Annotated in this window: 11 protein-coding genes; 3 read left to right on the top strand and 8 right to left on the bottom strand. The window is 66.4% G+C overall.

Going from position 1 to position 12,340, the window contains the following annotated elements; genetic code table 11:
• The first annotated feature begins 73 nt into the window (after positions 1-73).
• Positions 74-370 (top strand): integration host factor subunit alpha, encoded by a 297-nt coding sequence (locus C8J46_RS02645; protein WP_132734757.1) that lies wholly within the window; start codon positions 74-76, stop codon positions 368-370.
• Between the two features lie 8 nt (positions 371-378).
• Positions 379-765, top strand: a complete 387-nt coding sequence (locus C8J46_RS02650) for a MerR family transcriptional regulator (protein ID WP_132734759.1) — start codon at positions 379-381, stop codon at positions 763-765.
• A 148-nt stretch (positions 766-913) separates the two neighbouring features.
• Here C8J46_RS02650 and C8J46_RS02655 read toward each other — a convergent pair whose 3' ends face one another.
• From C8J46_RS02655 to rpmI, 7 genes are all read right to left on the bottom strand, one after another.
• On the bottom strand, positions 914-2,482 hold the full coding sequence (locus tag C8J46_RS02655; protein WP_120299555.1) for a peptide chain release factor 3: 1,569 nt from the start codon (positions 2,480-2,482) through the stop codon (positions 914-916).
• A 287-nt stretch (positions 2,483-2,769) separates the two neighbouring features.
• Positions 2,770-3,654, bottom strand: coding sequence for an aldose 1-epimerase family protein (locus C8J46_RS02660; RefSeq protein ID WP_132734761.1), 885 nt, complete (start codon positions 3,652-3,654; stop codon positions 2,770-2,772).
• Between the two features lie 257 nt (positions 3,655-3,911).
• Positions 3,912-6,326, bottom strand: coding sequence for a phenylalanine--tRNA ligase subunit beta (gene pheT, locus C8J46_RS02665; protein ID WP_132734763.1), 2,415 nt, complete (start codon positions 6,324-6,326; stop codon positions 3,912-3,914).
• A gap of 166 nt (positions 6,327-6,492) precedes the next feature.
• Entirely contained in the window at positions 6,493-7,608 is a 1,116-nt protein-coding gene (gene pheS / locus C8J46_RS02670) for a phenylalanine--tRNA ligase subunit alpha (protein ID WP_132734765.1), read from the bottom strand.
• Position 7,609: 1 nt separating this feature from the next.
• The gene (locus C8J46_RS02675; protein WP_132734767.1) at positions 7,610-7,951 is read right to left on the bottom strand and encodes a GIY-YIG nuclease family protein; all 342 of its coding nucleotides are present in this window, start codon (positions 7,949-7,951) and stop codon (positions 7,610-7,612) included.
• Between the two features lie 326 nt (positions 7,952-8,277).
• Positions 8,278-8,643 carry a 50S ribosomal protein L20 gene (gene rplT, locus C8J46_RS02680; protein WP_056054375.1) on the bottom strand — a complete coding sequence of 122 codons (366 nt, stop codon included), beginning with the start codon at positions 8,641-8,643 and terminating at the stop codon, positions 8,278-8,280.
• 19 nt (positions 8,644-8,662) lie between these two features.
• Positions 8,663-8,866 (bottom strand): 50S ribosomal protein L35, encoded by a 204-nt coding sequence (gene rpmI, locus C8J46_RS02685; RefSeq protein ID WP_031395289.1) that lies wholly within the window; start codon positions 8,864-8,866, stop codon positions 8,663-8,665.
• 182 nt (positions 8,867-9,048) lie between these two features.
• Here rpmI and C8J46_RS02690 point away from each other — a divergent pair, with 182 nt between their 5' ends.
• Complete coding sequence (locus C8J46_RS02690; RefSeq protein ID WP_132734769.1) at positions 9,049-11,196, top strand: AsmA family protein; 2,148 nt, start codon at positions 9,049-9,051, stop codon at positions 11,194-11,196.
• 290 nt (positions 11,197-11,486) lie between these two features.
• Here the strand turns inward: C8J46_RS02690 and C8J46_RS02695 are convergent, their stop codons facing one another.
• Complete coding sequence (locus tag C8J46_RS02695) at positions 11,487-12,329, bottom strand: inositol monophosphatase family protein (protein ID WP_132734771.1); 843 nt, start codon at positions 12,327-12,329, stop codon at positions 11,487-11,489.
• Between the last annotated feature and the right edge of the window lie 11 nt (positions 12,330-12,340).

The following is a 12,340-nucleotide window of genomic DNA, read 5'->3' on the forward strand; positions in this document are numbered from 1 at the left end:
TGTAGAACAAAAGTTCTTCCGGTCGCCGACGTGCTTGTGTAGGAGGTTCGCCGAGTGTGGGAGCTTGAAGATCATGACGACGGGTACTTTGACGCGGGCCGACTTGGCTGAATCGCTCCACAAGGAGGTCGGGCTGTCACGTTCGGATTCCTCCAAGATCGTCGAACAGATCCTGACCGAGATGTGCGGCGCGCTGTCGCAGGGCGAGAACGTCAAGATTTCGGGATTCGGCACGTTCGTGCTGCGCGACAAGGGCGAGCGCGTCGGCCGCAACCCCAAGACCGGCATCGAAGTACCGATCGCGCCGCGCCGCGTGCTGACGTTCCGCGCAAGCCAGATGATGCGGGAACGCATCGTCGGTGCCGACTGACACCCGATATGCCTGATACCGACGACGCACTGCCCGATGCCGGGGGGCAAAAGGCCAGTGCGGCGTTTCGGACGATCGGCGAACTGTCGCGCGACACTGGCCTTCCGCAGCACATCCTCCGCTATTGGGAAACGCGCTTTCCCCAGCTGAAGCCGCTGCAACGCGCGGGCAACCGGCGCTATTACCGCGCCGAGGACGTCGCGCTGGTGCGACGGATCGACCAGTATTTGAACCGCGAGGGGTATACCGTGCGCGGCGTCCAGCAGTTGCTGGCGGGGGAGAAGGACGCGGGTGCGATACCGGGACCGGGCGAGATCGTCGCGCAGGCCGAGTCGCCGATGACCGCGCTGCGTGCGATCCGGGACATGCTTGCCGAGGCGCTGGCGGCGGACTGACTTTTCCGCGTGACCCTCCCCTGCAAGGGGGGGGTGGCTGGCACTTGCCCGACGGAGGGGTGACAACCCCCTCGATAGCGCGGATACCCCTCCGTCAGTCCTGCGGACTGCCACCTCCCCTTGCAGGGGAGGATTAGCGGGTAACAACCTATCGTTCGCGCGTCGCGGCGAAGCGGATCTTCGCATAACGCTCGGCGATGTAGTTCACTTCCCAGGCGCTTTTGGCGAGGAAGACGGGGTTGCCGTCGCGGTCCTTTGCCATCGCACCGCGGTTGATCTCGGCGAAGGTCTTGAGTTCGAGCGGGTCTTCCGCCGAAATCCAGCGCGCGGTCTCGTACGGTGCAGGCTCGAGCCCCGCCGCGACCTTGTACTCCGCATCGAGGCGTGACAGCAGCACCTCGAGCTGGAGCTGTCCCACCACGCCGATGATCCAGTTCGAGCCGATGTCGGGATAGAACACCTGCGTGACCCCCTCCTCGGCCATGTCGTCGAGAGCTTTGCGCAACTGCTTGGTCTTGGTGAAGTCCTTCAGCACGACGCGGCGCAGGATTTCCGGCGCGAAGTTCGGCAGGCCGGTGAAGCGGATCGCCGCCTTCTCGCTGAGCGTATCGCCGACCCGGAGCGTGCCGTGGTTGGGGATGCCGATGATGTCGCCGGGGAATGCCTCGTCCGCCAGCTCGCGGTTCTGCGCGAAGAACAGGATCGGCGAATGGACCGCGATCGGCTTGCCGTGGCCGGTCGGGGTGAGCTTCATGCCGCGCTTGAACACGCCCGAGCATAGCCGCATGAACGCGATCCGGTCGCGGTGGTTGGGGTCCATGTTGGCCTGCACCTTGAACACGAAGCCGGTGACTTCGGGCTCGTCCGGCGAGACGGGCGCAGGCTCGGCTGGCTGCGCGCGCGGTGGCGGGGCATAGTCGGCGAGCGCGGCGATCAGTTCGGCGACACCGAAGTCCTTCAGCGCCGAGCCGAAATAGACCGGCGTCAAATTGCCCGCGCGATAGGCCTCGGGGTCGAAGCTCGAATAGCCGCCCTGCGCGAGTTCGGCTTCGTCGTTCAGGCGGACCATCGCTTCGGGGCTGAGGATCTTGGCGAGTTCGGGATCGTCGATGCCGGTGAACGGGATCGCCTTGCCCATGAATTCGCGGCTGTCGCCCTCGGGGCGGCTTAGCGTGTTGGCGTAGAGATCGTAGACGCCCTCGAACTCGCCGCCCATGCCGACCGGCCAGCTCATCGGGCAGACGTCGAGCTGGAGCATCTCGGCCACCTCGTCGAGCAGCGAGAATGGATCACGCCCCTCGCGGTCGACCTTGTTGACGAAGGTGATGATCGGCACGTTGCGCAGGCGGCAGACCTCGAACAGTTTCCGCGTCTGCGGCTCGATGCCCTTCGCGGCGTCGATCACCATGACGGCCGAGTCGACCGCGGTCAGCGTGCGGTAGGTGTCCTCGGAGAAGTCTTCGTGGCCGGGCGTATCGAGCAGGTTGAAGGTGATTCCCTGACGCTCGAACGTCATCACCGACGAGGTGACCGAGATCCCGCGCTGCTGCTCGATCTTCATCCAGTCGGAGCGCGCGCGACGCGTCTGGCCGCGCGCCTTCACCTCGCCGGCGAGATGGATCGCACCGCCGAAATACAGGAGCTTCTCGGTGAGCGTGGTCTTGCCGGCATCGGGATGCGAGATGATCGCGAAGGTGCGGCGGGGAAATTGGGTCATGATAAAGTCCGGTGCGCCGAGTCTGGGCTCGGTGGATAGGGTGAGCCGGAATACCGGCAGTCATGCCGCTGCTCTTGGCAGATGCAGCGCGTCGAGGACAGAGGGACGTCCCTCAAGGCTCCAAGTTGGGATCGCGTTTCACGGTCCGATCCTCCCCCGCCAGGGGGAGGTGGCACCGAAGGTGACGGAGGGGGCGGACACGGAACAGAGGTTCCCCCTTTCCGCCCCCTCCGTCCGGCAAGCGCCAGACACCTCCCCCTGGCGGGGGAGGATCGCGGAGGGTCGGTTCAACCGGTGGTAGTCACCAGCGTCACGCTCATTTCGATGCGCTTCGTACCGCCGGCAGCGATCTCGAACACACCGGGTTTGTCGCGATAATCGCCGGTATAGCCTTCGGAATCGGCGATGCCGTGCCAGGGTTCGACGCAGACATAGGCCGCGCCGGGCTTGGTCCAGATGCCGAGCTTCGGCGTATCGGGGAAGGCGATCTTCAATTGCGGGCCGGTCTCGGCGCCATAGGTGACGGCGTCGGAGTGGATCGGATCCCAGACCAGCGCGTCCTTCGCGAACAGCTCGTCGCGCAGGGCGATGACGCGATCCTCGACTGGCGAAGGTCGTTCATCGACGGCGATCTGGCCATCCGTGCTGATCGCTTTTAGCTTGCCGGGTTCGTCGGTGTCGAACGTGATGCGGTGGTCTGCGCGGGGTTCGCCGTAGGGGAGTGGCCACGCGAAGGCGGGGTGGAAGCCGAAGCTTGCCGGCATCGCGGCGTCGGTGCGGTTGTGGATGTGCGCCTCGAGCGTCAGCGTCGCGCCGTCCAACGTGAAGACGATGTCGAGTGCGAATGCGAACGGGTAGGCCTTCCGGGTTTCCTTGCTGTCGGTGAGGCGGAAGGTGGCGGAGGTTTCCGACTGCGCGACGACGTCGAACGTCGAATGGCGCGCGAAGCCGTGCTTCTGCATCGGGTAGGCCTGGCCGTCGAGGCGGATGACGCCTTCGTTGACGACACCGACGACGGGGAAGAGGATCGGCGCGTGACCGGTCCAGAAGGCCGGGTCGGCGTTGGTCATCAGTTCGCGGCCGTCGGCGTCGTGGAGGTGGGTGAGCTCGGCACCGTGCGGGTTGATCTGCGCAGTGAGGTGGTCGTTGGCGATCGTGATCAGGTCGGTCATGAGGTTCCTTCCGTCATTCTTAACGCGCGAGGCCGCGTAACGCTCACAAAACGACCCGCGACATCAGCACCACCCCGGCGGAGGCCGGGGCCCAATTGGGGGACGTTGCCAACGACGCGCATCGCTCCGTTACACCGGCCTTGCCAGTTGGGCCCCGGCCTTCGCCGGGGTGGTATGAGGAAGCCAGTGCGTGCCCTCACCCTCGCCGCCTTCACCCTTCCCTCTCCCCTCGGGGAGAGGGAAGGGTGAAGGCACGCTTAGACGCGGAGGGTCGCGCCCTGTTTTGCGGCCGCGGCGACCACCTTGTCGGCGATCGCCTTGATCTCTTCGTCGGTGAAGCTCTTGGCGGTCGGCTGCAGGACGATCTCGACCGCGACCGACTTGTGGCCGTCCTCGACCCCTACCCCGGTGAACACGTCGAACACGCGCGCCGAGACGATCGCCACCTTGTCCGCCCCCTTGACCGCGCGGACCAGCGTGTCGGTGGCGAGCGCCGCCGGCACGAGGAAGGCGAAGTCGCGGCGGACGGCTTGCAGCGCTGGCGGCGTGTAGGCAGGGCGGGTGAAGCCAGACGCGCGCTTGGGCGGGATCGCGTCGAGGTAGACTTCTACCGCGGAAACCGCGCCGTCGAGGTCGAACGCCTTCAGCACCGACGGATGGAGCATACCGAAGCTTGCCAGAACCGTCTTCGGTCCGAGGCGGAGCGTACCGGACTGGCCGGGGTGCCAAGCGTTGCCAGTTTCACCCATGACTTGCAGGTTATCGACCGGCGCGCCCGACGCGGCGAGAAGCGCCAGCGCTTCGGCCTTCGCGTCATACGCGTCGAAGGTCGCCGCTTTCCCATCGCGCCAGCCGCGGGGGCGGCGGTCGCCGGCGAGGACTACGCCTAGCGTCGCGCGTTCGGCGTCGGCCAGATAGCGGCGGCCGATCTCGAACAGGCGGACGCTCTGCTGGCCGCGCTTGAGGTTCCGGCCGGTGGCAGCGAGAAGACCGGGGAGCAGCGAGGGGCGCATGACTTTTAGGTCTTCGCTGATCGGGTTGGCGAGCGTCCACGCGCCGCCGCCGAACGGGGCGGCTTCGGCTTCGGAGAGGAAGCTCCACGTTACCGCTTCGTCGAGCCCTCGGGCCGCCGCCGCGCGACGCGCCCTACGTTCGAGCTTCTGCTCGGGCGTGGCGGTCGGCTTGGCGACGCCGGGCATGCGCGGGAGGGGCGTTGAAGGAATTGAGTCGATGCCCTCGATGCGGACGACCTCCTCGACGAGGTCGGCGGGGCCATCGACGTCGCGGCGCCAGGTCGGGACCGTGACCGGCCATTTGCCCTCGATCGTCGAGAACAGCGCGTCGCTGAACGCGTCGGCCGACTTGATCGCGCCGACCGTGAAGCCGAGCGACAACAATGTCCGCGCCTGGCGTTCGGGGGCGACATGGAGACCACCGAGGTCCGCGCTGAGGCGTGGATCGTAGTGGATCACGCGGGGGTCTAGCGGGGGTTCGCCCGAGCGGGTGACGTCGCTGGCCGTGCCGCCGCAGATGTGGAGCACGAGCGCGGTGGCGATCGCGAGGCCGTCTTCGAGGAACGCCGGATCAACGCCGCGTTCGAAGCGGCTGCGCGCGTCGGAGGTGAGCGTCAGCTTCTGGCCGGTGCGCGCGATGTGGTCGGGATCGAAATACGCGCATTCGATCAGCACGTCGGTGGTATCCGCGGAAACGCCCGAATGCTCGCCGCCCATGATGCCGCCGATGTCGTGCACGGCGGTGTCGTCGGCGATGACGGTAATGGTCGCGTCGAGCGTGTAGGTCTTGCCGTTGAGCGCGACGACCTGCTCGCCGTCGTTTGCTTTCCGCGCGACGAGGCCGCCGGAGAGTTTGGCGCGGTCGTATACGTGCAACGGGCGGCCTAGGTCGATCATCAGATAGTTGGTGATGTCGACAAGCGCGGAGATCGGCTTCTGGCCGATCGCGAGCAGGCTGCGGCGCATCCACTCGGGGGAGTCGCCGTTGGTCACGCCCGTGACGGTCTGCGCGAAGAACGCGGGGCAGCCGGTGGTATCGTCGGTGCGGACGTCGGGGCCTGCGCCCTCGCTCGTGAACGCGTCGAACGTCAGCGGCGTAAGCGTGCCGAGGCCGGCGGCGGCGAGGTCGCGCGCAATGCCGCGGACGCCCATGCAGTCCTGGCGGTTGGGCGTGATCGCGACGTCGATGACCGGGTCGGTGAGGCCGGCATAGTCCGGGTACGCCGTGCCGATCGGTGCGTCTTCGGGCAGTTCGATGATGCCGTCGTGATCTTCGCCGAGTTCCAGTTCGCGCGTCGAGCACATCATGCCGTTGGATTCGACGCCGCGGATGCTGGCCAGCTTCAGCGTCACGTCGAGGCCGGGGACGTACGCGCCGGGCGCGCCGAACACGCCGACCAGCCCGGCGCGGGCGTTGGGGGCGCCGCAGACGACCTGGAGCGGACCGTTACCGGCGTCGACTGACAGGATCTGGAGCTTGTCGGCCTGCGGATGGCGTTCGGCGCTGAGCACCTTGGCGATCTTGAACGCGGCCAGCTTCTCGCCGGGGTTCTCGACGCCTTCGACTTCGAGGCCGATGCGGGTCAGCGCCTCGACGATCTGGTCGAGGGTCGCAGTGGTTTCGAGGTGCTGCTTGAGCCAGCTGAGCGTGAACTTCATGACCAGGCTTCCGTCATATCGATTGCTGCCGTCATCCCAGCGCAGGCTGGGATCTTGATGGGGCTGTTGCTGCGGCCGCCAACGGGGAGACCCCAGCTTTCGCTGGGGTGACGGTCGTTGGTTTGGGTGCGGTGACGGGACGGGCCCGCGTGCCGATAGACCAAACTCATGCGCCGACGCCCCCGCTGAGGGTCGGGACGTCGAGGCTCGAAAAGCCGTAATGCTTGAGCCAGCGGATATCGCCGTCGAAGAACGGGCGGAGATCGTCCATGCCGTATTTGAGCATCGCCAGCCGATCGATGCCGCAGCCGAACGCGAAGCCCTGCCATTCGTCGGGGTCGAGCCCGCAGGCTTCGATGACTTTGCGGTGAACCATGCCGGAGCCGAGGATCTCGAGCCAACCATCGGGCTCGGCGCCCCCGACGACGCGCTTGCCCTTCACCAGGGTGTAGCCGACGTCGATCTCGACCGAGGGCTCGGTGAACGGGAAGTAGCTGGGGCGCAGGCGGAGCACGATGTCGTCGCGCTCGAAGAACGCCTTCACGAAGGTTTCGAGCGTCCACTTCAGGTGGCCGAGCGTGATGCCCTTGTCGATCACGAGGCCCTCGACCTGGTGGAACATCGGCGTGTGCGTCGCGTCGGAATCCGATCGGTAGGTGCGGCCGGGGGCGATGATGCGGATCGGCGGCTTCTGGCTCAACATCGTGCGGATCTGGACCGGCGACGTGTGCGTGCGGAGCAGCGAGAAGGTCGTCTTCTCGTCGGCGGTGCCGGCGGTCTTCGCGTCGATCCCCTGCTGGAGATAGAAAGTGTCGTGCATCGCGCGCGCGGGGTGCGTCTCGGGGATGTTGAGCGCGGTGAAATTATGCCAGTCGGTCTCGATCTCGGGACCGGTCGCAACCGCGAAACCGAGGTCGGCGAAGATCTCGGCGAGTTCGTCCATGACCTGGCTGACGGGGTGGATCGTGCCGGCGGGCTTCGCGTCGGCGGGGAGCGTCATGTCGAGCGTTTCGCTGGCGAGGCGCGCGTCGAGCGCGGCGCGTTCGAGCGTGGCCTTGCGCTCGGCGATGCCGTTGGCGACGGCTTCGCGGAGGCCCTGGATCAGCGGGCCTTGGACGAGGCGCTCGTCCGGCGTCATCTTGCCGAGCGTCTTCAGCAGCGCGGTGATCGTGCCCTGCTTGCCGAGCGCCTCGACCCGGCACGCATCGAGCGCATCGAGCCCGGATGCGGCGGCGATCGCCGTCAGCATGTGGTCGCGCATCTGGTTCAGGTCTTCGGTCACGTCATACTCCCAGGGCGGGTTCGGTCGGTAGTTCGGGCAGGCGGGGCAGCCCGAGGCCGATACCCAGATCGTCCCAATTCTCGTTGCGCGCTTCCATCAGGTCGATCTTCCACGCTCTTCGCCAGTCCTTCAGCCGCTTCTCGCGAACGATCGCGGCCTCCATCGTGTCGAACATCTCGTAATAGGCGAGACGCTTGATGCCGTACCGGCGAGTGAAGCCGGGGATCAACCCCTCTCGGTGCTGAACCAGCCTTGCGAGCAAGTTTGAGGTGACGCCGATGTAGAGCGTGCCGTGGCGGCGGGAGTGGAGGATGTAGACGCACGGCTGGAAGGTTTCGCGCATTTCGTGCTCCCCTGATCGCCGCTCGATCGCTCTAAAGCTCGGCGCTCTAGAGCTCCGTCATCAAAAGCCCCGTCATCCCGGCGGACGCCGGGACCCACGGTAGCGGGCGGGTGATGGTAGCACGTTATCGCCGGGTCCGCCGTAACCATGGGTCCCGGCGTTCGCCGGGATGACGGAGGAGGGGCGAGGGGTGATCATAGTTGGGGATCGGTATCGAAGCTTGAGCCTGAGAAACTACGCGTTCCTTCCAGCGCCCCCCGCCCCAAACGCAGAAAGGGCGCCGGTATCTCCACCGACGCCCTCCCGAAACTCACCTCAGTCGCGGATTACGCGGCCTGGGGGAGAGCCGCCTTCACCTGTGCGACGATGGCACTGAATGCAGCGCCCTCGTGCATGGCGATGTCAGCCAGGACCTTCCGGTCGAGTTCGATCCCTGCAAGCTTCACGCCGTGCATGAACTGCGAATACGTCAGACCCTCGGCGCGGACGCCGGCGTTGATGCGCTGGATCCAGAGGCCACGGAACGTGCGCTTCTTAACCTTGCGGTCGCGGTAAGCGTACTGTCCGGCCTTCTCGACGGCCTGACGGGCGATGCGGATGGTGTTCTTGCGACGGCCATAATAGCCCTTCGCCTGAACCAAAATACGCTTGTGCTTGGCGCGGGTGGTAACACCCCGTTTTACGCGTGCCATTGTCTAATTCCTTCTCAGCTCAACGCAGGCCGTAAGGCGCCCAGGCCTTCACTGCTGCGGTATCGGCCTTCGACAGCAGCTTGGTGCCGCGGTTCTGACGGATGTACTTGCCGTTGTGATGCGCCAGACGGTGACGCTTGCCGGCGACGCCGTGCTTGAGCAGGCCGGTGGCGGTGAGCTTGAAGCGTTTCTTGACGCCGCTCTTGGTCTTCAGCTTGGGCATTTTTATCCTTTCGGTTACGAAGGAGGACGCTGAAATCGCCGCGGCAGCCCACACTGGCCGGGCGATTCGTCGAACGCGTTCCCTTCGAGGAAGCGGGCGCACTATCCGCATTGGTCGCAAATATCAACCGTCGCGGACCCCGCATTGTGGAACTCGCGCGATTGCCATGCGATAGGGCCTGCATGGACGCCAGCCCGACGCCGCCGATCGACGCCCCCTCCCCGGCTCCCGCACCCGCGCCGAGTGCAGCGGAGACGCGAAAACGTCGCAAGCGGCGGATCATCCGCAACATCCTGCTTGGGATCGTCGCGGTCCTCGTTGCGATCTGGCTGGTGCTGTACATCACCAAGGGACGCTTCCTGAAGCATCCGTTCGAGCGCGTCGTCGGCTCGCTCACGCACCGGACGCTGACCGTGCGTGGCGATTTCCAGCTCTATTTCGCCCCGTTCCGCATCAAGCTGTACGCGGAGAACTTCACGCTTTCGAACCCGGACTGGGCGAGCCGGCCAAACCTGTTCCGCGCGGACAAGCTCGACACGCGGATCGCGCCCCTGTCGCTGATCTTCGGCAAGCGGCGGCTGTATTGGCTCGACCTCGTCAACGGCGCGGTCGATCTGGAGTGGAACAAGCCGCACACCGCGAACACCTGGACGTTCTCCGAGAAGAAAGGCGGCAAGCCGCTCGAGTTTCCGCGGATCGACGTGGCGACGGTGACCGGCACGTCGGTGCGCTATCTCGACCCGCGGATGCGGATCGTCGCGGACCTCGACATCGCCGACATCCGATCGGTCGACGCGACGATCGGGCGCGCGGTCGGGCTGACGGGCCGAGGCCGTCTGCGCGAAACGCCGTTCACCGTAACCGCGCAGTTGCTGTCGCCGGATGCGACCGCCAATCGCGGGCAGAACAAGCTGGTCGCGCGAGCGCGGGCGGCGGGGAACATCATCGACGTCGCAGGCACACTGCCGAGCATCGCCGATGTCGAGAACGTGCCGCTTGCCGTCACCGCGCGGGGTGCAAACCTGTCGACGCTGCTGGGCGTGATCGACGTCGCGATCCCGAACACGCGGAAATACAAACTGCGCGCGCAGCTGATCAAGCAGGGCGACGAATATGCCTTCACGTATCTGCGCGGCTTTGCAGGCCGAACCGATCTCGCGGGCAAGCTGACGATCACCAATGGCGAGCGCATCCATCTCGACTCGGTGCTCACGACCAAAAGCCTCGACATCATCGATGCGGCGCCGTTCATCGGTTTCAATCCCGACATCGTCGAATCGAAGGGTGCGGTAGCCGCCGCCGCCGCAACGGGCGCCGCACCGCAACGCCTGCTGCCCGACGGGAACCTGCCGGTCGCGACGATGCAGATCTTCGATGCCGACCTGAAATGGACGATCGGCACGGTGAAGTCGCGCAACCTGCCGATCTCCGACATCGACCTGACGCTCGACCTGGAGCGCGGTCGGCTGGCTTTGTCGCCGCTGACCTTCTCGATGGCGCGCGGCAACGTGGCCTCGGACGTCATCTTCGATACGCGCGCGCGGCCGAGCGCGGTCTCCTACGACATCCGCCTCGCGCCGACGCCACTGGGTCGGTTGCTCAAGGGCTATGGGCTGACCGAGGCCGGGACGACCGGCACGGTCAAGGGCCGGATCAAGCTCGACGGGCGCGGCGATTCCATCCATGATTCGCTCGCCTCTTCGCGCGGGCGGATCGCGTTCGTGCTGCCGTCGGGGGCGCTTTCGGTGCGCAACGTGCAGCTTGCCGAGCTCGATATCGGCACGTTTGCGCAGCGCATGTTCCAGGGGAAGCTCGACGAGCCGGTGCAGATGAATTGCGGACTGATCGGTTTCACGGTGCGCGGTGGCGTCGCGGCGGCGGATCCGATCCTGATCGACACGCGCAAGAACGTGATCGTCGGCCGCGGTGGGTTCAGCTTCCGCAACGAAGCGCTCGACCTGGCCTTCCGCGCGGACTCGAAGAAGTTCAGCCTGTTCGCGGGACAGTCGCCGGTCGGCGTCGAGGGCATGTTCGCCGCGCCGAAGCTCAACGTGATCTCGAAGGACCTTCTCGCGAGGGTCGGCAGCGGCTTGGGGCTGGCACTGGTCGCGACGCCGGTGGCGGGCATCCTGGCGTTCGTCGATGTCGGCGATGCGAAGTCGACCGCATGCGGCCCGGTGCTGGCAGGCGCGACGGCGGCGGCGCAGCGGACCACCAAGGGTCAGCCGCGCGATGATGTGGGGCATGGGACGACGGCCAAGGCCGAGGACGGGAAGCCAACCCGCTCCGAGGGCAAGGCACAGCGGAAGAAGTTTCTGGGGATCTTCTGAGGGCGTGGGGACCAACTGTACGGTCCCCCCTTCCCTAGATCGCTCATCCTGGCGTCAAGCGGGTACCGTTGCCGATGGTGGGCACGCGTAGATGGCTAGCGTTCCGCGTCCATGGGTCCCGGCGTCCGCCGGGATGACGGAAGGGGGGATGATGTGGGGGCTTTGCGGTTTGCGATACCGCTTTAGTGCTCCCTCCCGCTTGCGGGGTTGGGGAGGGCTGATCGCATGCCGGACGCCCGTACGTACGTCGTGTCCTCCCCTAGCCCCTCCCGAAGGCGGGAGGGGAATCTCTATCCGTGATCGTGGCCGTCGTGATCGTCGTGATCGTGCGCCTCACCCTGCAACCGGTGCATCGCCTCGAGCACGTCATCCATGCGCGCCGGGTCGCCGATCGCCAACACATGGCCTTCGCTGGCGGCGGTCAGCGGGTCGCCGTTCCAGTCGCACATCATGCCGCCAGCGCCTTCGACCACCGGCACCAGGGCGGCGAAGTCGTACAATTTTAGGCCCGACTCACACACAACATCGAGATGGCCGCTCGCGAGCAGGCCGTAATTGTAGCAGTCGCCGCCATAGACCGGGCCCTGGCGCGGATTGCCGCCCGAGATCGCCGCGACCAGCGCGAGATAGGGCTGCACATCGCCGTCCTCGAACAGATGCGGGCTGGTGGTGGCGATCGTCGAGCCGGCGAGTTCGCGGCACGCGCGAGTGCGAACCGGCACGCCGTTGAGCGTCGTCGGGCGGCCCGCGACACCGACCCAGCGTTCGCGCTGAACCGGCTGGTCGATGATCCCGAGGACCGGCCAGCCATCCTCGACCAGCGCGATCAACGTGCCGAAGATCGCGCGGCCGACGGTGAAGCTGCGCGTGCCGTCGATCGGGTCGAGCACCCATTTGCGGTTGGTGACGCCGGCCTTCTCGCCAAACTCCTCACCGATGATGCCGTCGCCGGAGCGCTCGGCGTCGAGCAGCCGGCGCATCGCGGCCTCGGCCTCGCGGTCGGCGCGCGTGACCGGGGACTGGTCGTCCTTGATCTCGACGCCGTGCTCGTGGCGGAAATAGGGTCGGATGACGTGGCCCGCAGCATCCGCGAGGCGGTGCGCGAGGTCGATATCGGCTTGGGTGACTGGCATGGCCCCTGCCT

Source organism: Sphingomonas sp. PP-F2F-A104-K0414 (assembly GCF_004340945.1).
GTDB lineage: Bacteria > Pseudomonadota > Alphaproteobacteria > Sphingomonadales > Sphingomonadaceae > Sphingomonas.